Raw genomic sequence first — 20,407 nt, 5'->3', positions numbered from 1 at the left:
GCGGCGATGGTCGGAATGGGTACGGTTGTGAATGTGGCCGCCATTGCAGGAGGCAGTCTGCTCGGCCTTCTGGTGGGCCGGGGAATCAAGGAAAAATACCAGGAAACCGTGATCTACGGACTGGCTTTGTGTGTCATTGTCCTGGGGATCCAGATGGCTCTCCAGGGGCAGCACATCCTGCTGACCATCATCAGTCTGGTGGTGGGCTCCATCCTGGGAGAAGCCCTGGGTATTGAGGAAAAACTGGAACAGGTGGGAACCCTCCTGGCTGAAAAATTCCAAAAATCCCGGAAGAAGGGGGATGCCGGGACGGACGCCTTTGTGGAAGGGTTCCTGAACGCCAGTCTGCTGTACTGTGTAGGGGCCATGGCCATTGTGGGGTCCATCCAGGACGGGCTTTCCGGGGATCCCACCACCCTTTACACCAAGGCGCTGATCGACGGTCTCAGCGGCATTATCTATGCTTCCAATTTTGGGGTCGGTGTCCTGTTCTCGGCTCTGTCCGTTGGGGTTTATCAGGGAATCCTAACCGCTTTGGCAGGATTCCTGGGGCCCTGGATGAGCCAGCTTGTGGTCCAGGAAGTTGCCGCCTGCGGCGGACTGATGATCCTGGGGATCGGCATCAACATGACTAAACTGTTGAAGATCCGGGTGGGAAACATGCTGCCGGGGCTGTTGGTGGCGGGCGTGGCTGCCGGAATTTTTTTCTAAAAACCCTTGCATTATTTGGACAAGTAGCGTATAATACAATTTATCGGGATTATAGCTCAGTTGGTTAGAGCGCATCGCTCACATCGATGAGGTCTACGGTTCGAATCCGCATAATCCCACCAATTGAAAATGAAAAGAAGCTGTTGCTCCGGCAACAGCTTCTTTTTTGTGTGTGCGAAAAGAAAAAAGAGGAAAAGGGCGGTGGGTTGGCAGCCGCGGGTTTCCTCCTTCAGCTGTTGACCATTGACTGCTGATCGGAGGCTGCTGCCTCTGCAGCCGCCTCCTCCCCTTTTTCCTGTAAACTCCTGCACTTTTTTTATGCACTTTCCCCGTTAAGGCTGTTTTTCCCATTCCAAAACCGTTCTTCCTCTTGTTCCACGGGCCTTTCGGTGTTACACTCCTTCTGGAAACACAGTTTTTTACTCTATCGGAAATGAGGTCTTGCCATGTACACTTCTCACCTGAAACATTCCCTGGCTGCCGGGGCGGCTGTACTGGTCCTGGGCACTGCCGGCCTGGGGGCTGCCGCTCCTGCTGACGAAGGATCCGTCCAGATCCCCAACCCCATTGTCAGTTATGGAACCTATGGATCCGCCGCCCGTGTCCTGGGATTTTGCCCTCTGACTCTCAGCCGGGATTCCGGCTATGCCCTGGAGGGGATTTCCGTGATCGGCGGCCGGGCTTCGGACCTTGCCTTCGTTCGGATGGGACAGCCGGACAGCAGGGTGAGAATCCGTACTGCATTAAAAAAAGATAATAAAAACAATAATCTCAGCAGAATTTACGGTACTGAATGGAAGAAGCAACGCGTAAATGAGACGGAAGTGGAACTGGCCCAGATCAGTCCCCAATCCTACGCCGCAACTTGGGAAACCGGGAACTATGTATTCGCCGTCCTGGGTGAAGGGATGGAACCAGCCGCTTTCCGGACCCTTCTCACCAACAGCCTGGTGGAAGACACAGAGCATTATTTCGCATCCATCCAAAAGAATCCGGAAAAAAGCGGGAAGAAAACAGTTTACAGTACTTTATAAGAAAGAGGGTGCTGCACGTTGCGTGCAGCACCCCTTAGCGGTAGAGCCCCTTAACCCATACCGTCCGGTCAAACTGGGGCAGCCACTGATGGGTTTTGTGGCTGTAGGTGCGGATCAGGATCTTTTCCGGGTACAGGTACAGGGAATTGGTCCATACCTGTTTTCCGTCCCAGGTGGGGTTGTACACATCCAGGATGGCTGTACCGGCAATCTGGTTCACCGGATTGGAAAAACTGGGATTTTTGGGAGAAGTATGGGTATGGCCGGAAACCCACAGGAGGATCTGGGGATTGGCCCGGAGCAGTTTGCCTATGGCTTTGGCCGGCTGGACATAATTCCGGGGTTTGTCCAGTTTGCTGCCGGGGACCATGGTTCCGGTGACAGGGGCATGACAGAAGATCAGGGTGGGTTCCTGCCGGTGGTCTTTCAGTTCCTTTTTCAGCCAGTCCAGCTGTTCTTTGGACAGTTCCACTGCATATTTGCTTTCCAGGGTATCCGGGGACAGGAACAGCAGGAAGTAGGATCCCAGTTTCCGGGAATGATACAGGGGACCAAAGTCCTTTTCATACTGTTGCATATGGAGGCCCCGTTCGTAGGAATCTGCCGGAACCAGTTTTCCGGTGCTGGACAGATCCCGGTGGTAGATGATTTCGTGGTTTCCGGCCAGGAATTCCTTGGGCTTTTTCAGATGGTCCGTCAGCTTCCGGGCCAGTTTGTAATCTGCCGGGCTGCCGGTTTTCTGGACCATATCCCCGGTAAAGACGCACAGGTCCACATCCTGCCAGCGGTTGATGTCCCGGACCGCCTGTTCCTTGTTGTGGATCTTCCGGGTCCGGACGTCCGGCTTTTGGGATTTGCTCCCATAATGGATGTCACTGAGGATCACCACCCACTGGTACCGGCGGGCCTCCGCGGTGGGGGCCAGGACCTCCATGGGCAGCAGACAGGCCAGGACCGTCAGCAAGGCGGTCATCGAAAGCCAAAATTTTTTATACATGGGGAACACTCCTTTCAGATAGGACCCATTATAGCAGTTTTCCAGGATGCTGCAGAGCAGCACAGGCGTGACGTGAAATCGTTTGCAGGAGAAAAACGGAAAAAGATAAAAAATGGAAAAAAGCCGAAGGAGCGCATCAATACTAGAATAGTCCTGAAAATTGCAATGCAAAAAATTGCGGAACTGTCAGAAAATATTGACGGGGAACCGGGAAACATGATATAAAATAGCCAAGGTTGATGCAAACGATTGCAGAGACAAGCAAAAAATATAAGATCATTTTCAGGAGGTTTTCACCATGGCAAAAGTAAAGAACTTCAAGACCATTTTCCCGGCGGTATCCGTTCCTCTGAACGCTGATTATTCCATCAACGAACCGGAATTCAGAGCGTACCTGCGCTGGATCAAATCCTTCTACAACAAAGGCATCGAAGGCCTGGTCTGCAACGGCCATACCGGCGAAGTCACCGGCCTGACCCGGGAAGAACGGAAACGGGTTACGGAAATCTGTGCGGAAGAATGCGGGGATGTGATGACCATCATCTCCGGGGTCAACTGTGAAAATACCGAAGGCGCCATCGAAATGGCCAAAGATGCCAAAGACGCCGGGGCTGACGGGATCCTGCTGATGCCTCCTCATATGTGGCTGCGTTTCGGGATGAACCCCAAAGCTCCCTTCCAGTTCGTGAAAGACGTGGCTGACGGTGCCGACATCGACATTATCATCCATCTGTATCCGGCCACCAGCAAAGCCTTCTATCCGGTGGAAACCCTGATCAAGATGGTCAAGGAAATCCCCCATGTAAAGGCCATCAAGATGGGCACCCGTGTCACCGCCATCTACGAACATGATGTCCGTGAACTGCGGAAAGCCTGCCCGGATGTATCTCTGATCACCTGCCATGACGAAACCCTGTGCGTATCCTGGTTCCCTGGCATGGACGGCGCTCTCATCGGGTTTGCCGGCTGCGTGCCTGAACTGATCACTGCAGCCTGGAGCGTCTTCAAGGATCCGGCCAACCACACCCTGAAGGAAGCCCAGGATGCTTCCAACAACATCTACCCCATCAGCCAGGCCATTTATGGCGGCGGCCAGCCTTCCGGTGAAGCCCATGCCCGCCTGAAGGAAGCTCTGGTACAGCGGGGCGTATTCACCAGCGGCCTCATGCGGAAACCGGTGCTGCCTCTGGACCAGGAAGAAAAAGACTGGGTGGCAGAAGGTCTGAAAAAGAGCGGCCTGCCTAAAGTGGATATGAAACCGTTTGAAAAATAAACAAACCCATCCTCCTAAAACAGGCGAAAACAATCCCTTTTAACGGATTGATTCAATCCACCCTTCTTACCTTCTATAAAGGAAACTGCAAAGCGGCTGCTCATCCAATGACGGGCAGCCGCTTTATTATCAGCAAAGGAATACACAATGGAAACAACAATCAATAAACAACTTGGCTTCGACCCGGCGACAGTCAAACGGCTGACTGCCCTGGAAATCCTCAAACGGATCGGCCCCGGGATCATCCTGGCCGGGGTGGTGGTGGGGCCGGGAGCCATTACCACCGCAGCCATGCTGGGTTCCAGCTATGGGTACAGGATGCTGTGGCTGTTCATTCCCATTTTCATCATGAGCATTACCTTTATGCTTACCTGTTACAGGCTGGCCATGCTTACCGGGATGCCTCTGCTCCACGGCATCCGGCATTATTATGGCAAAGGAGCAGCGGCCTTTGTAGGCATCTGCCTGTTCTTTTCCTGCCTGTTTTTCACTTTTGGGAACATTTCCGGCAGTGGGGCAGGGATGAATCTGCTGTTTGGGGTGGACTGGAAGGTAGGGGCGCTGATTATGCTGGCACTATTGCTGGGGCTGTATTTTTCCAAGGACACCTATTCCAAAATCGAAAAAGGGGTGATGGTCTGTATCCTGGGCATGATCGTGGCGTTTTATGCCACGCTGTACGCTTCCGGGGGACCGGATCCCCAGGGCTTTTTCCAGGGAATCATCCACTGGGGATTTCCGGAAGGGAGTGTCCTAAGCTCTCTGGCCTTTCTCAGCACCCATGCGTCCATTACCGCCGGGATTTATGGAACGTATCTGGGGGCAGAGAAAAAATGGAAGAAGCAGGATCTGTTCAATGGGACCATGCTGTCCGATGCCTGCGCCCATGTCCTGACGGTCATCCTGATTTCCGGGGCCATTGTGACCGTGGGAGCCATTGTGCTCCACCCCAGGGGCCTTCAGATCAGCAGTCCGGTACAGATGGCCGGGATGCTGGAACCGGTCCTGGGAAGCAAAGCCCGCTATGTGATGGGGGCAGCGCTGCTGGGATCTGCGTTTTCCGCTCTTATGGGGAACACTCAGCGGGGAGTGGTGCTGCTGAACGCCGGAATGGACTGGGAAGTGAGCCTGGAAAGCAAACGGGTCCGGTGGAGCTGCGTGGCCTGCCTGCTGCTGGGGGTGGCTGTGTGTTTTGCCTACAGTGGGTCTCCCACCCAGCTGATTTTCCTGGCCAACCTGGCCACCAGTATCGGAACGCCTACAGCCGGTCTGTTCGTTACGTTGATGATCTGGCGGAAAGACGTCCAAGCCGGCCTGAAGCCGCCCCGGCTGCTCCAGATTGCCATGACTGTATGCTATCTGTTCACCACGGCCTTGACAGTATACAGCTTCGGTTCAAAATTTATGTAAAAAAGGGAGCTGTGAAAAAATGATTTCTCATTTTTTCACAGTTCCCTTGGTCCGCCCGCATCCAGTGACCAGTGACAAGAGGCTAGTGACAGGGGTGTTGCACACAATGTGCAACACCTTTTTTCATCCAACCTTTGTCCTACAATGGTTGCACAACAGTTGTATCAGGTGCTTTCCCGTTCGATCAGCACCGAATCATAGACCACATGCTGGATGGCCACGGCACTCCGATCTTTGGCTTCGATCTGTTCCAGCACCAGCTGGGCGGCTTTCCGGCCGATTTCCCGGGCGGGCATTTCCAGAGTGGTCATGGTGGTTTCCAGCATACTGCCGATTTCGTGACCGGTCAGGCTGATGATCCGCACATTTCTGGGGACCTTTTTCCCTGCTTCCTTCAGGGCCCGCATGGCTCCGATCCCTTGGGCATCCATGGCCGCCAGGATGGCGTCCAGTTCCGGATGCTCCTGGAGCATCTGCCGGGTGGCCTGGTAGCCATATTCCAGGGAATTGGTGAAACCTTTGGCTTCGGAGGTGATCTCTTTCAATCCCAATTCCTCCAGGGCCTCCTTATAGCCCTGATACCGGAATTTATAGGGAGACAGTTTCAAAGAACCGGTTATGAGACCGGGATGGCGGCTGCCTTTGGCATACAGGTACTTTACCGCTTCGTAGCCGCATTTTACATAGTCCACGGTAACACTGGACAAGGTATCGTCCTGGATCCGGATCACCTGGGTCACCGGGATCCCGGAGGCCTGGATGTCCCGGACCAGTTTTTTATTCTTGCCGGTGCCTGCCAGCAGGATCCCGTCCACCAGGCCGTTCCGCAGCCGGCTGAGGCCGTCTTTTTCCATCTGAGGGTCATCTTCCGTGCTGCACAGCAGTGTGGCGTATCCCTGGTCACGGGCCGCCTCCTCGATGGCCTGGGCCACGGTGGAGAACACTGTCAAGTGGAGCCGGGGAACCACCACTCCGATGGTGTGGCGTTTGCCCTGGCGCAGACCTTTGGCCAGCAGGTTGGGCCGGTAGCTGAGCTTTTCCACGGCGGCCATGATCCGGGCTTTGGTTTCCGCGTGGACACAGGGATTGTTATTCAGGGCCCGGGAGACCGTGCTTACGTCCACACAGGCCAGCCTGGCCACGTCTTTCAGGGTTGGCATGGGTTTCCCTCCTTTCCGGACGGACCTTTTCGGACTGCGTCTGGATTTTTTTCTATTTCCGCTGATTTCTGAAAACGTTTGCAGATAAGAAATACATATCATACCTGGTGAAAAAAGTCAATAAAAAGCTGAAAAAGCCCGTGAATACTGATTATATAGTGCTGCTCACCCTGCAAGAAATTGCAGAAGTATCAGAAAACATTGACGGAAACAGGAGGAAAATGCTATAAAATAACCAGAAATAATGCAAACGATTGCAAGCAGCTGCCCCAAACAATCCCAAATTACCCGCTGCTGTCGGCCGGGAACCGGCAGCAGCGGACATGGACAAGGAGAAGGTATTATGTACATTGAACATTTGGGCTTTGACCCGGAGACGGTTCCCAAATTGACTTTTCTGCAGATGCTGAAGCGGATCGGTCCCGGCATCGTGCTGACCGGGGTGGTCATAGGCCCGGGAGCCATTACCACCGCCTCCATGCTGGGGGCCAACTATGGCTATGACATGCTGTGGCTGTTCATCCCCATTTTCATCATGGGCATCACCTTCATGCTGACCTGCTACCGGATCACCATGCTCACCGGACTGCCCATCATCCACGCCATCCGGCATTTTTACGGGAAAGCCGCAGCCGCTTTTGTAGGCTGCTGTCTGTTCCTGGCCTGCCTGTTTTTCACTTTTGGGAACATTTCCGGCAGCGGCGCCGGCATGAACCTGCTTTTCGGCATCGACTGGAAGATCGGGTCCCTGATCATGATCGCCATCCTGCTGGCCATGTATTTTGCCAAGAATACCTATTCCAAAGTGGAAAAGGGGATCCTGGTATGCATCCTGGCCATGATCGCCGCCTTCTACGCCACCCTGTATGTATCCGGGGGACCGGAATGGGGCGGCTTTTTCCGGGGTGTTACCCACTGGGGCTTCCCCAACGGCAGCATCCGCCACTCCCTGGCGTTTATCAGCACCCATGCGGCCATTACCGCCGGGGTCTACGGCACCTACCTGGGAGCGGAAAAGAAATGGAACAAAAAGGACATGTTCAACGGCACTATGCTGGCGGACGCCATTGCCCATGTGGTGACGGTGATCCTGATTTCCGGGGCTGTGGTGCTGGTAGGGGCCATCGTCCTCCATCCTCAGGGACTGCGGATCAAATCCCCTGTCCAGCTGGCGGATATGCTCCGGCCCTTCCTGGGCAGCTATGCCAACCTGGTCATGGGACTGGCTCTGTTGGGAGCCGCTTTCTCCAGCCTGCTGGGGAATACCCAGCGGGGCGTGGTGCTGCTGAACGCAGGGCTGGACAAGGATGTGAGCCTGGAAAGCAGACTGGTCCGGTGGAGCTGTACCGCCTGCATCGTGTTCGGGACGGTGATCTGCTTCCTGTACAACGGGTCTCCCACCCAGCTGATCTTCATTGCCAACCTGGCCACGGCCATCGGTACCCCCACCGCCGGGTTCTTCGTTACCCGGATGATCTGGCGGAAAGACGTGAACGAAGGGCTGAAACCGCCCCGGCTCCTCCAGATTTCCATGACCATCTGCTACCTGTTCGCCCTGGGCATGACCATCTACGCACTGGTGGCGAAGTTGTAAAGAGGTGGGGTGAAAATCACCCCACACCCCCCGTTTTTGTTGCCAACTTCCTTTTCATCCGGTAATATAATATAGAAAACAACTGGGAAAAGGAGCGATCGTATGGGAAAATACAACTTTGACCGGATCATCGACCGGAAGGGCACCAGCTGCCTGAAATATGATTTTGGGATGAAACGGAAGGGGCGGACGGATCTTTTGCCCATGTGGGTGGCAGATATGGATTTCGCCCTGCCGGAAGAGATCCTGGAAGACTTCCACAAACGGATCGACCACGGGATCTTCGGTTACACGGATCCGGACGCCGAATATTTCACCGCCCTGGACCGGTGGTTCTCCCTTCACCACGGATACCACATCCAGCCGGAATGGGTGACCCTGGGCTGCGGAGTGGTCTTTGGCCTGGCCACCGGGGTCAAGGCCTTTACCGAACCGGGGGATGCCGTGCTGATCCAGCAGCCGGTGTACTACCCCTTCCGGGAAGTGATTGAAGACAATGGACGGAAATTCATCAACAGTCAGCTCCATTACGAAAACGGAAAATATACCATTGACTTCGCTGATTTCGAGCAGAAAATCCTAGAGAACCAGGTAAAGGTATTCCTGCTGTGCAGTCCCCACAACCCGGCAGGACGGGTGTGGACCAAAGAAGAACTGACCCGGCTGGGAGATATCTGCCTGAAGCACGGGGTGATCATCCTGGACGACGAGATCCACTGCGACTTTGTCTATGCGCCCCACCATTTCACCAGCTTCCTGGCCCTGGATGAAAAGTACAGAGACAATCTGGTTGTTTTCAACTCCCCCAGCAAAACCTTCAATGTGGCGGGACTCCAGCCCGGGAACATCATCATCCCCAATAAAGAACTCCGCCGGAGATACCGGAAGGCCAACGCCGCCGCCGGCTACAGCCAGGGCAGCATCATGGGCCAGGTGGCAGTGAAGAGCTGCTATACCAAAGGGGATGCATGGGTGAAGGAACTGGTGGAATACATTGCCGGGAACATTGCCTGGGTACGGGATTTTGTGAAGGAAAATCTTCCCAAAGCCACCTTTGTGGAACCGGAAGGCACCTATCTGGTGTGGATCGACTTTTCCGGCTACGGGCTCTCCGATGAGGAACTGGAGCACCTGGTGGTGGATGAAGCCAAACTGTGGCTGGATTCCGGGAAGATCTTCGGACCGGCTACCTCCCAGTTCGAACGGTTCAACATGGCTTGTCCCCGTGCCACCGTGGAAAAGGCCTTCCACCAGCTGAAAGACGCACTGGAGGAAAAGGGGCTTTAAAAAAGAAAATTCTCTGTCTTGTAAAATAATATACTCTAAAGTATTATACTCTAGAGTATATTATTTTTTTATAAACAGGATAAAAAACAGGGCAGAAAGGAGGAAGAAAACCTATTATGAACATGACAAAACTCACTCTGGCTCCCCAGCAGAAACAGCAGCTGAACCTGTATCTGGTCCAGCAGATGAAGCTGCTCCAGCTGGGAGCTCTGGAAATGGAACAGTACATCCAGGAGGCGGTGGAAGCCAATCCTCTGCTGGACTTTCCCGGGGAAGGGACGGCTCCGGACTGGCGGGAGACGGCGGGAGAACAGAGGCGGGACCGGACCGTCCGGGACCGGGAGGATGATTCCCTGCCGGACCCGGTAGCCAATGCAGGCCGGCAGGAAAAGACTCTCCAGCAGGTGGTGGAGGAACAGGTGGGGTGTCTGCGGCTTTCCGGAGCAGAACGGCACCTGGCCTTTTACATAGCCGGGACTCTGGACAGCCGGGGCTGGTGGACGGAAAGCGTCCCGGATACTGCCCGGGCCTTCGGGGTCACGGAAGAAAAGGTCCGGAAGGTGCTGGGGCTGATCCAGCAGCTGGAACCGGCTGGGGTGGGAGCCCGGGATCTGTCCCAGTGTCTGCTGCTCCAGCTGGAAAACCAGGGGAAAGAGGCGGACCTGGCCCGGAAAATCGTCCGGGAAGGACTGGATCTCCTGGGGCAGAACCAGATCCCGGCTCTGGCCCGGAAATTCCGTTGCACCCAGGAAGAAGTCCTCAAAGCCCGGGAACGGATCCGGGCTCTGGATCCCAAGCCCGGCAGCCGGTATGCTGCCAGTGGACCGGTGGTCTATCAGCGGGAAGACGTATGGGTGGAAGATACGGGAAAAGAGCTTCAGGTGACAGTCCATGATCCCTGGGGCCGGAAATTCATCCTGAACCAGGCGTACATGGACTGGGGCCGGAACCAGGGAACCCAGGTGAAATCCTATTTGAAGGAACAGCTGATAAAAGCCCGGCAGCTTCAGCAGCTGCTGAAGGAACGGCATCAGACCCTGCTCCTGGTGTTCCAGGCTCTGGTGACTCACCAGGAAGCCTTTTTCCGGCTGGGTCCCGGCCACCGGAAGCCTTTGAAGCTGGCGGATCTGGCGGAAGATACAGGACTGTCCCTGTCCACGGTGAGCCGGGCCCTCCAGCACAAGATCCTGGGGTGCCGGTGGGGCAGCTTCACCGCCGGCAGTTTCCTCCAGGGTCAGGCGGCCTCCCGGGAAGAGGGCCAGGTGACGGAAGAGAAGCTCCAGCAGCTGATCCGGGAACTGATCAACGGAGAAGACAAGCACCACCCCCTCAGCGACCAGGCTCTCTGCAGGGCCCTGGAACGACAGGGCATCCAGGTGGCCCGCCGGACTGTGAACAAATACCGGATAAAGATGGGAATCGGGGATAAAAGTGCCAGAAGGGAGTGGTGAGTGGCAGGGGCTGCTGTATGGGCAGCAGTCTTCCTTAAATTATCTCAAATTCCGTAAAATTATTTACAATTTACCCCTGAACAAAACATCTAAATGTGAACTGAATGTGAAGTACTATACATGAACAATACATGAGTTATAATAAAGACAGTTCGGAAATAGCCGAACAAAAAAGGAGGGGTTCTTATGGGAATGAATGGTAAAATGGAAACGATGGCTCGCACGGAAGCCGGCAGCGTAGAAGAGAAGATCCTGGAACTGTTCGCTCCCAGCCTGTCCGGAAGCGATGTCCCCAGCCTGAAAGACTGGGATCCCATGGGGTATTTCGATTTCGAGTAAACGGAACCGGTCCCTGGCATGATGGCAAGAAAGTAGGAGGGATGGATCATGGGAATGACAGCGAAAAGCGGTTACGAAATGACGAAAAAAGTGGAAGGGTTGCTGGATATCCTGACATTGGGTGTCCTGGCCACCAGTAAAGCGAAATCCAAAGTCACCGGGTATGAAGTAGAAATACCGGGGATGGTAAGACGGGAATTTCGGGTATAAAAAATAAGGTGTGCTGCAGAAAAAACTGCAGCACACCTTATTTTTTATACCGGCCATTGACAATTGACCATTGACCGCTGACAAAAAAAGGGGCCTGCGCCCCTTTTTTTATTTCGTCGCCTTATCCGCTGCCGCTTTCACCAGGGCCTGGAAAAATTTCAGGGACACTTTGGTGTCGCAGTAGTCTTTGGCGTCTTTTTTGTTGATCAGCACCTGTTTCAGGTCGTTTTCCGGATGGAACTGGAGAGCCACCGTAAAGGTGTTCTTGGGATATTCCACCCCTTCGATGATGGAAATGCCATTGTAGGTAGTTTCTGCCGTCTGGACCAGATCCGTTCCGGTGATGCTGCCGATAGCCTGATGGTGCCAGGAAGAAACGTTCTTCAGTTCGTCAGCTCCCACGATTTCCCGGAGATGGGAATGGGCCGGCAGGATGTGCACATCATGACGGGCATAATCCCGGTTGGGGGTTCCCGGAGGCATCCGGTGGAAGTCGTCATGATAGGTCTTCCCCTGTTCCTTGTAGTAATCCGTCAGATCCTGGATCATTTTGGCTCCGGAGACAACCCCCAGCATCTGTTCGCTGCGGCATACATCCAAAGTAGGGATGTTGTTGGCCAGGCAGTAGGCCTGGAGGGTATAGTCGGAAATATCCCGGGTGGCGTTGATCCCTTCCCCGTGGTTCTTTTCCTTTTCCGCATCTTTGTACAGGGACGGGCTGATGTCCTCTCCGCCGGTACCGAAGACCCCGTCCACACCCTGCATCACCGTGGCGATGTTGGTTTTGGCAAAGTCTTTGGCTTTGATCTTGTTGGCGTATTTCTGCTTCAGCATGCCGGATTTTTCCAGGGCAGATTTGTCCACGGCACCGTCGCTGTCATATTTCACATCCGTGCTTTTGATCTGGCCCAGTTCCACCGGAACCCCGCCGGCCAGTTCGATGATCTTTTTGAAGGCCGCATAATCCTGTTTGTTGCTCTTCCAGGAAATCCCGATCACCGGTTTCCCTCCCACCATGGCATGGACATCATAGGCCATCCCCAGGGAGAAACTCAGGGATAGGGCAGTTACCGCAAGGACTTTTTCCAGTTTCTTCAGCTTCATGGACATGCACTTCCTTTTTTAGAATGGTTCCGGATTCATAATGAACAGAACAAGGTCAGTGTAGCTGATTATTCACAAAAAGTCAAAAAATATGTGAATGGTTCGTAAAGAAATGTTAAACTTGTTAGGAATGATACAGGAAAATAAGTATAAGCGTCTGCTTATACTGAACTATTTTTATAAGTAAAGATGTGCAGTTCGGAAATTAAAGCTGCTGCAGGGCTGCTGTCCCCCTTGCATTCCTTTCCTCTACCCGGTACAATACGGTCAAAAGAGACAAAAAGGAGCGAGACACCATGATCCTGTTTTATGGAAGTGAAATCTGTATCGACTGCCGGAATACCCTGGCCATCCTGAAGGCCCGGAATCTGGAGGACAAGTTCCGGTTCATCGACATGACGGCGAATACTGACAATATGAAAGACTTCCTTACCCTCCGGGACCGGGAAGCTGCCTTTGCCCCGGCCCGGGAAGGGGCAAACGGCCGTTCCTTCATTGGCATCCCCGCCTTTGTAAACGAAGAGGAAAAAGTCACCCTGGACCTGGACCAGGCCCTGGCCTGGCTGGGCCAGCCGGCGGTGAAGGAAGCGGAGATTGTGGAGAGGTAAGCCGGATAAAAATCCTGCTGGCAGGCTGAAAAGGAATTATCGTTGACTTGAAGGAGGTTGTATCATGCTGACTCTTGAATCCATCTTTCAGGCACAGAACCGGCTCCGGCCCTATGTGCTGCACACGCCGCTGCTCCGTCTTCCGTCTCTGGATGCTCTGTTGGGCTGTCAGGTCTATGTGAAGGCAGAATGCATGCAGCTGACCCATTCTTTCAAGATCCGGGGGGCTCTGAACCGGATCCTGCAGCTGACTCCGGAAGAACGGGCAAAAGGTGTGGTCACGGCTTCCAGCGGCAATCATGGCAGGGGCGTGGCCTATGGGGCAAAAATGCTGGGAATCCAGGCTACGGTGGTCATCCCGGAACATGCGCCGGCCATCAAGATCCAGGCCGTCCGTGACCTGGGGGCCAATGTGATCCTGTGTGAAAAGTCCCAGCGTTTTGCCATTGCGGAAAGGATGCGGGACGAACAGGGACTTTGCTATGTGCCACCGTTCAATGATTATGATGTCATGGCCGGTCAAGGGACCATTGCACTGGAAATCTTCGAAGATCTGCCGGATCCGGATGGAGTGGTTGTTCCTCTGGGCGGGGGCGGTCTTACCAGCGGGATTGCCACGGCTGTCAAAGGCATCCGTCCGGAAACCCGGGTCGTTGCCTGCGAACCGGACCGGATCCCCCGTTTCACCGTAAGCCTGAAAGAAGGGCGGCCCATAGAAGTTCCTCAGGCGGATACCATTGCCGACGGAGTGGCTACCCTGTGCCCGGGAGACAAAACCTTCCCCCTTGTCCGGGATAAAGTGGACCAGGTCATCGACGTGCCGGAAGATGCTCTGCTCCCAGCCATGAAGCTGCTCCTTACAGAAGGCAAGGTCCTGGCCGAACCCTCCTCCACCATTGGTCTGGCGGCCATCCAGAGCGGGAAACTGGCCTTCAAACCGGAAGACAAAGTGGTGTTTATCCTTTCCGGAGGAAATGTGGATTTTTCCCTGGTACAGGGATTGTAAATTCGATGCTGTTGGAAATCAATTTTTGCAAATTGATCTTGAAATGGAAAAAAACGGAGGCAGATGGGGAACAGCTGGTTTCCTTTGGCAACAGCACTGAACTGGTGATAAGGACGGTCCCAAAGTCCGCCCTGTGAGGGGCGTAAGCAGGCGCCCGACGCTTCAGCGGCGTTGGCGGTCGCTTATGCCGTAGCTGGGGACCGTGCGGAGCACGGTGGTGGGGGCATCGGCGATAGCCGATATTTTGCAGGACCGGCCGAAAACAAGGGCGTGTCCGGCAGAAGTAGAAATATGATGACCGCAGTATCCATTGCTGTCTCTCAGGTAGATAGTTCCGATACCACCGTCAAGGTATTCGGTCCTTTCAGGACCTCATGCCCCCACCACCGGGCAAGCCCGGTCCCCCGCCCCTGCAGGGCGGACTTGGCCTCCGGCCTTGCTGGTACTTTGTACGGGTATACATCGATTCTCCGGGAGCCGGGAGGGAATCCGTTGAAGTCCGTCCCCTGAAAGGGGCGGGGGACCATTGCGCTTGTGCAATGGTGGTGGGGTTCTCCTATTCGTCACATCCGTCGCGGGAGACACAGCCCTGCGGGCGGCATCGCAATGGGCCATCCAACTGCGCCGACATCTCTCTGCACTCTTCACTTTCGGACATGAATGAATAACTATACTGTGATGAAGGCTTTACCGAGAACTTGTTGACACATACCTGCAGCCCCCTTTTCCCTTGACAGAATCCCTGCCAGTTCGATAGACTATAAAAAATACCATTTTAAAGGAAACGAGGTTTTTCCTATGTCCATTCACGAATTGGAAGAAGCCAACCGGTGTCTCCAGTGCAAAAAGCCCCGGTGCCGGGAAGGCTGTCCCATCCATACCAATATTCCGGAAATGATCCGGCTGTTCAAGGAAAACGACCTGATGACGGCCGCCCAGATGCTGTTTGACAACAACCCTCTTTCCGTAGTCTGCAGCCTGGTGTGCAACCATGCGGCCCAGTGCGAAGGTCACTGCATCCGGGGCATCAAGGGAGCTCCTGTGCACATTTCCGCCATTGAAAACTACATCTCCGATTCCTGCTTCGACCGGCTGAAGATCGACCAGGCTCCCTCCAACGGGAAAAAAGTGGCCATTATCGGCGCCGGCCCTGCCGGGATCACCATTGCCATCATCCTGGCCAAACGGGGCTACCAGATCACCGTTTTCGATTCCCGGGACAAGATCGGAGGCATCATGCGGTACGGGATCCCGGAATTCCGGCTGCCCCGGTACATCCTGGACCGGTTCGAAGACCGGATGAAGAAAATGGGCATCAAGTTCCGGTTCAACTTCACCATCGGAGGCAACATCACCCTGAAGGACCTGTTCGCCGACGGGTACAAATCCGTGTTCATCGGCACCGGTGCCTGGCGGCCCAAACGGATGCTGATCCCCGGGGAAACCTTCGGGAACGTCCACTATGCCATCAGCTACCTGAACAACCCGGATGCAGTGGATCTGGGCCAGAGCGTGGCCATTTTCGGGTCCGGGAACTCCGCCATGGACGTGGCCCGTACCGCCGTCCGTCACGGCTGCAAAAGCGTCACCGTCTATGTGCGCCGGGACCATGTGTCCGCCTCCCAGGATGAATATGAATATTCCCTGCTGGACGGAGTGAAGTACGAATTCAACAAAACCGCCGTGGCCATCAAGGACGAAGGCCCCATGGTGGCGGATACCAAAGTGGAAGACGGCCATGTGATCGTGCTGGAAGACACCGCCCGTCTGGTGCCGGTGGACAGCGTGGTGATCGCCGTATCCCAGGTGCCCAAGCGCCGGCTGGTGGAACACAACGAAGGCCTGGAGCTCAACGACCGGGGGAACCTGAAGACCAGCGAAGACGGGGAAACCACCCTGCCCGGGGTCTTTGCCTCCGGGGATGTGGTCACCGGAGCCAAGACCGTGGTCCATGCGGTGGAGTATTCCAAGAAGATCGCCGACGAAATGGATCTTTACATGAAAAATTTGGATAAAAAGGGTTGACAAAATCCGCTGCTTCACGCTATAATGATTAAGCTGTAACGCAATGATTCACTAGCTCAGTTGGTAGAGCACCTGACTTTTAATCAGGGTGTCCCGGGTTCGAGTCCCGGGTGGATCACCATTTGAAAGCCAAAGGCCTGTCCCGTTGGGACAGGTCTTTTTTTGTGTGCGGCGGGCGGACCGGGCGGCACAGCTGCGCCGGTCCAGGGTAAAATGTGGCCAGAGCCGCCTGCAGCTTGCCGGCCTGTTTAAGCGTGTACGCCGGATCCGTAGGGGCGGCAGGCCCGGCCGCCCGCAGGCACTACGGACTTTTTCTGCATGGAACCAAGCCGTAAGACACAAAAACGCCATAAATAAATTTGATAAAACTGTGAATTTGAACATATAAAAATCAATTATTATGAACAAATAATGTCTTTATGCAATCTATTGTATACAATGGATTGAACTATTTCATGTTGAATCCGAGAAAACTGTATGTTATACTGAATCCATAGAATTCACGGAAATATGAAAATAAACAATAATTTCATCAAATATAAATTCTGCTGATAGCGGATTGCCTTTTTATGATTTACCCCCTTTTCTTTCTGAATTCAGCCCTTCACAGGGTTTGAAGAGCCTTTATTCCATCAATCTAAGGAGGGATTATTGTGAAAAAGTGGTTTGCAGTATTGATGGCAGGGATGCTGGCCGTAACAGCCGCAGGCTGCGGCGGCTCCGGGGACAAGAAATCTGCTGACGGAAAACTGGACCGGAGCAAACAGTTCATCACCGTGCTCACCGGTCCTACCAGCGGTATCTATTTCCCCATCGGAGGCGCTTTCTCCAAAGTCGTCGGGGAAATGGGCTACAAGACTTCTGCTACGGCTACCGGGGCTACGGTGGAAAACATCAACGGGATCCTTACCGGCAAGGGTGAAATGGCCATTGCCATGTCCGACTCGGTAATCCAGTGCCAGGACGCTTTCGGGGCCTTTGAAGGCAAGAAAAAGGAGCCGGACCTGCGGGTAATGATGGGTCTGTGGCCCAACGTGGTCCAGATCGTTACTACGGAAGATTCCGGCATCAAGACCTTCCAGGACATCAAAGGCAAGAGAGTGGGGGTCGGGGCTCCCAACTCCGGGGTGGAACTGAATGCCCGGATGATCTTTGAAGCCAATGGCATGAGCTACAAGGATGCCAAGGTGGACTACCTGTCTTACGGGGAAGCCATCGACCAGATCAAGAACGGCCAGTGCGACGTGGCCTTCGTGACTTCCGGCCTGGGGAACGCCACCATCAAGGAACTGGGCACCATGAAGAAGATCCGGTTCATTCCCATCGACGGGGAAGCCATCAAGAACCTGACCGCCAAGTATCCTTTCTACATGCCCTTCAAGATTCCCAAGGAATCCTATGACACGGACGCGGATACGCCTACCGCTGCCGTTATGAACGTGATGCTGGTGGACAAGAAGCTGCCTGATGATGTGGTGTATGACCTGCTTACCGGGATCTATTCCCAGAAGGGGCTGGAAACCATCGGAGCTTCCCATGCTACGGCCAAACGGGAAATCACCCTGGATACCGGTCTGAGAGGCATCAAAGGGACCTCTCTGAAGCTGCATCCCGGGGCGGAAAAATTCTGGAAAGAAAAAGGGAAGCTCTAAGGCTGTCCCGTGAAGGGTAAAACAAGGATCCTGGCCTGTCTGGCCCTGCCCTTTGCCATCGGACTGCTGTTCTGGTGGCACTGGGCCGGCCGGACAGTCCTGCGGATCAGGGATTATCAGACAGGGAAAATTTATGTGGAATATCCCGCCGGGCCGGGGGACAGGCTGTTTTTCGGATGGATCCATTCTCTGGAGCACATCCACTGGCATGAATATTTCCATGTGGCGCCGGACAACACCCTGGTGCTGGATACCATTTCCTTCCCGGCTTTCGGGGCGGGGATTCCGGAAAACAGGGGGAAGAAGACCTGGATCGATGAAAAAGGGAACATTTACATGGACCAGATCGACCAGGTGTTTCCCCGGATCGACTGGCTGAACTCCCATTACGCCACCCGGGAGATCCGGATCAACGACCAGCTGCTCACCAGCGGCCGGCTGTTGCCGGAACATACCCGGCTGACCCTGATCATAGAGAAAAGGGGGTATTTTGATGGACGACTTGAAGAAACGCTCTGCAGCTCCGGGCTCCGACGCTTTCTCCCAGGCTCCCGTCAATAAGGACGGGATCATCACCGGGGAAATGACGGAAGAAATGGCAGCCAAGACCAATGCCATCATTGAAAAGGTGGACAAGGAAAGCGCCACCCGGAAATTCACCGGCAAAATCAAAAGTTTCTTTTACATTTTTGCCATCCTGGTTTCTCTCTACCATCTGTATACGGCTATTTTCGGACCTCCGGTGACACTGGTCCACCGGTCTCTCCATGTGGCCATGATGTGTTCCATGTGCTTTTTGATGTATCCCATGAGGAAAAAATCCAGCCGGACTACCCCCAGCTGGTTCGACTGGTTCCTGGCGGCCATTTCCTTCGTGATTCCCTTCTACATCTGGCATGATTACCTGGGTGTGGTGGAACGGGCCGGACGGGCCAGCGATATGGATATGGTCATGGCTACCCTGCTGGTGGTGCTGGTGCTGGAAGCCACCCGGCGCTGCAGCGGCAAAGCCCTGCCCATCCTGAGCATCTGCTTCATCCTTTACGGGATGTATGGCCGGGAGTTTCCCGGGATGTTCATGCACCGGGGCTACGACTGGCTCAGTCTGTCCAACCATTTCTTCGCCAATACGGAAGGGATCTACGGCACTTCCGTCAACGTATCTTCCAGCTATATTTTCCTGTTTATATTGTTTGGCTGCGTCATGACCAAATCCGGCATGGGAAAGTTCTTCAATGACATTTCCCTGTCCATTGCCGGTCACACCAAAGGCGGTCCCGCCAAGGTGTCCGTGGTGGCAGCCGGGCTCCTGGGCTCCATCAACGGCTCTGCGGTGGCCAATGTGGTGACCACCGGGTCCTTTACCATTCCTTTGATGAAGAAGACCGGTTATTCGGCGGAATTTGCCGGCGCGGTGTCGGCGGCAGCTTCCGTAGGAGGCCAGCTGCTTCCGCCCATTATGGGGGCGGCAGCCTTCATCATGGCGGAAATCTTGGGGGTCAAGTATTCGGAAATCATCGTCTGGGCGGCCATTCCGGCGCTTCTGTACTACATGGGGATCCTGATCCAGGTCCAGCTCCGGGCGTCTAAAGACGGACTGGTGGGGGTACCCAAAGAACAGCTGCCCCGTACCCGGGATGTGCTGAAGGCCCAGGGCCATCTGATCATCCCCATTGTGTTCCTGCTGTACATGCTGTTCATGTCCGGTTCCACGGTGGTTTATGCGGCGGTGCTCACCATCGGGGTGACCATCCTGGTGGCCGCTTTGAAAAAAGCCACCCGGATGAAACCCAAAGCCATTGTGGATGCCCTGGCGGAAGGAGCCAAGCAGACGGTCAGTGTGGCCATTGCCTGTGCCTGCGTGGGCATTGTGGTGGGGGTTTCCTCCAAAACCGGGTTCGGGCTCACCATGGCCAACACCATCATCAGTCTGGGGAATACCAGCATCATGTTCACCCTGGTGTTCACCATGATCACCTGCATGATCCTGGGGATGGGACTGCCTTCCATTCCTTCCTACATCATCACTTCCTCCATTGCGGCGCCGGCCCTGTTCAAATTGGGCATCCCCAATGCGGCGGCCCATATGTTCAGCTTCTACTTTGCCATGTTCGCCAACCTGACGCCTCCTGTGGCCCTGGCGGCCTTTGCCGCGGCAGGGGTGTCCGGCGGGGATCCCATGAAGACCGGCTGGACCTCGGTGAAGCTGGCAGTGGCCGGGTTCATCATTCCCTATATTTTCGTCTTGTCGCCTCAGCTGATGCTGATCAATACAACCTTAGGGGAAGGGTTGTTTACGGCGGCAACGGCGGCGCTGGGGGTGTTCCTCCTGGCGGTGGCCTGCGAAGGATATGTGTACGCACCGGTGAATGTGGTCATGCGGTTGGTGTCCCTGGTCGGGGCCCTGCTGCTGATGATCCCGGGAATCCAGACCGATATTATCGGAGCCGTGATCCTCATCGGCGTGATTTTCTTCCAGAAAAAGAAAGCGGCTTCTTTGCAGGCGGCATAAAGAATGGCCTCCACCGGCCGTTGACTTCTGATCG

The 20,407-nt window shown here is 54.6% G+C and carries 18 protein-coding genes and 2 tRNA genes; 17 read left to right on the top strand and 3 right to left on the bottom strand.

Annotated elements, in window-relative coordinates; translation table 11 throughout:
* Window positions 1-6: 6 nt before the first annotated feature.
* The 3 genes from FX155_RS05420 (at window position 7) to FX155_RS05410 (ending at window position 1,745) form a co-directional block, all read left to right on the top strand.
* Entirely contained in the window at window positions 7-711 is a 705-nt protein-coding gene (locus tag FX155_RS05420; RefSeq protein ID WP_022488027.1) for a DUF554 domain-containing protein, read from the top strand.
* Window positions 712-756: 45 nt separating this feature from the next.
* Window positions 757-833: transfer RNA gene (locus FX155_RS05415), tRNA-Val, on the top strand.
* Between the two features lie 324 nt (window positions 834-1,157).
* Complete coding sequence (locus FX155_RS05410; protein WP_154487990.1) at window positions 1,158-1,745, top strand: hypothetical protein; 588 nt, start codon at window positions 1,158-1,160, stop codon at window positions 1,743-1,745.
* Window positions 1,746-1,779: 34 nt separating this feature from the next.
* Here the strand turns inward: FX155_RS05410 and FX155_RS05405 are convergent, their stop codons facing one another.
* Window positions 1,780-2,742, bottom strand: a complete 963-nt coding sequence (locus FX155_RS05405; protein ID WP_022488025.1) for a metallophosphoesterase family protein — start codon at window positions 2,740-2,742, stop codon at window positions 1,780-1,782.
* A 298-nt stretch (window positions 2,743-3,040) separates the two neighbouring features.
* Between FX155_RS05405 and FX155_RS05400 the strand changes: the two genes are divergently transcribed.
* Window positions 3,041-4,015 (top strand): dihydrodipicolinate synthase family protein, encoded by a 975-nt coding sequence (locus tag FX155_RS05400; RefSeq protein ID WP_022488024.1) that lies wholly within the window; start codon window positions 3,041-3,043, stop codon window positions 4,013-4,015.
* A gap of 147 nt (window positions 4,016-4,162) precedes the next feature.
* Window positions 4,163-5,425 (top strand): Nramp family divalent metal transporter, encoded by a 1,263-nt coding sequence (locus tag FX155_RS05395; RefSeq protein ID WP_022488023.1) that lies wholly within the window; start codon window positions 4,163-4,165, stop codon window positions 5,423-5,425.
* Between the two features lie 164 nt (window positions 5,426-5,589).
* Here the strand turns inward: FX155_RS05395 and FX155_RS05390 are convergent, their stop codons facing one another.
* Complete coding sequence (locus FX155_RS05390; RefSeq protein WP_022488022.1) at window positions 5,590-6,585, bottom strand: LacI family DNA-binding transcriptional regulator; 996 nt, start codon at window positions 6,583-6,585, stop codon at window positions 5,590-5,592.
* A 343-nt stretch (window positions 6,586-6,928) separates the two neighbouring features.
* On the opposite strand from FX155_RS05390, the gene FX155_RS05385 reads away from it, so the two are divergent.
* The 5 genes from FX155_RS05385 (at window position 6,929) to FX155_RS05365 (ending at window position 11,466) form a co-directional block, all read left to right on the top strand.
* On the top strand, window positions 6,929-8,179 hold the full coding sequence (locus FX155_RS05385) for an Nramp family divalent metal transporter (protein WP_022488021.1): 1,251 nt from the start codon (window positions 6,929-6,931) through the stop codon (window positions 8,177-8,179).
* Window positions 8,180-8,281: 102 nt separating this feature from the next.
* Window positions 8,282-9,466: a MalY/PatB family protein gene (locus FX155_RS05380; protein ID WP_022488020.1), complete on the top strand. Its 1,185-nt coding sequence runs from the start codon at window positions 8,282-8,284 to the stop codon at window positions 9,464-9,466.
* A gap of 116 nt (window positions 9,467-9,582) precedes the next feature.
* The gene (gene rpoN / locus FX155_RS05375) at window positions 9,583-10,917 is read left to right on the top strand and encodes an RNA polymerase factor sigma-54 (RefSeq protein WP_022488019.1); all 1,335 of its coding nucleotides are present in this window, start codon (window positions 9,583-9,585) and stop codon (window positions 10,915-10,917) included.
* 186 nt (window positions 10,918-11,103) lie between these two features.
* Window positions 11,104-11,256 (top strand): hypothetical protein, encoded by a 153-nt coding sequence (locus FX155_RS05370; RefSeq protein WP_022488018.1) that lies wholly within the window; start codon window positions 11,104-11,106, stop codon window positions 11,254-11,256.
* Between the two features lie 48 nt (window positions 11,257-11,304).
* Window positions 11,305-11,466 (top strand): hypothetical protein, encoded by a 162-nt coding sequence (locus FX155_RS05365; protein WP_022488017.1) that lies wholly within the window; start codon window positions 11,305-11,307, stop codon window positions 11,464-11,466.
* 108 nt (window positions 11,467-11,574) lie between these two features.
* On the opposite strand, the gene FX155_RS05360 is transcribed toward FX155_RS05365, so the two are convergent.
* Window positions 11,575-12,570 carry a gamma-glutamyl-gamma-aminobutyrate hydrolase family protein gene (locus tag FX155_RS05360; protein ID WP_229778445.1) on the bottom strand — a complete coding sequence of 332 codons (996 nt, stop codon included), beginning with the start codon at window positions 12,568-12,570 and terminating at the stop codon, window positions 11,575-11,577.
* A gap of 296 nt (window positions 12,571-12,866) precedes the next feature.
* Here FX155_RS05360 and FX155_RS05355 point away from each other — a divergent pair, with 296 nt between their 5' ends.
* From FX155_RS05355 to FX155_RS05325, 7 genes are all read left to right on the top strand, one after another.
* The gene (locus FX155_RS05355) at window positions 12,867-13,178 is read left to right on the top strand and encodes a hypothetical protein (RefSeq protein ID WP_154487989.1); all 312 of its coding nucleotides are present in this window, start codon (window positions 12,867-12,869) and stop codon (window positions 13,176-13,178) included.
* Window positions 13,179-13,242: 64 nt separating this feature from the next.
* Window positions 13,243-14,184 (top strand): threonine ammonia-lyase, encoded by a 942-nt coding sequence (locus FX155_RS05350; protein WP_022486604.1) that lies wholly within the window; start codon window positions 13,243-13,245, stop codon window positions 14,182-14,184.
* Between the two features lie 798 nt (window positions 14,185-14,982).
* On the top strand, window positions 14,983-16,209 hold the full coding sequence (locus FX155_RS05345) for an NAD(P)-dependent oxidoreductase (RefSeq protein ID WP_022487534.1): 1,227 nt from the start codon (window positions 14,983-14,985) through the stop codon (window positions 16,207-16,209).
* Window positions 16,210-16,254: 45 nt separating this feature from the next.
* Window positions 16,255-16,330 (top strand) — tRNA-Lys (locus FX155_RS05340).
* Window positions 16,331-16,862: 532 nt separating this feature from the next.
* Window positions 16,863-17,861 (top strand): TAXI family TRAP transporter solute-binding subunit, encoded by a 999-nt coding sequence (locus FX155_RS05335; RefSeq protein WP_022487535.1) that lies wholly within the window; start codon window positions 16,863-16,865, stop codon window positions 17,859-17,861.
* Window positions 17,862-17,870: 9 nt separating this feature from the next.
* Window positions 17,871-18,422 (top strand): DUF1850 domain-containing protein, encoded by a 552-nt coding sequence (locus FX155_RS05330; protein ID WP_279128299.1) that lies wholly within the window; start codon window positions 17,871-17,873, stop codon window positions 18,420-18,422.
* A 22-nt stretch (window positions 18,423-18,444) separates the two neighbouring features.
* Window positions 18,445-20,373: a TRAP transporter permease gene (locus FX155_RS05325; protein ID WP_154488010.1), complete on the top strand. Its 1,929-nt coding sequence runs from the start codon at window positions 18,445-18,447 to the stop codon at window positions 20,371-20,373.
* Window positions 20,374-20,407: the final 34 nt, after the last annotated feature.

This window comes from Acidaminococcus fermentans, assembly GCF_009696675.1.
Lineage (GTDB): Bacteria > Bacillota > Negativicutes > Acidaminococcales > Acidaminococcaceae > Acidaminococcus.
The sequence above is the reverse complement of the archived record's forward strand: the minus strand, read 5'-3'. Positions and strand labels throughout refer to the sequence as shown.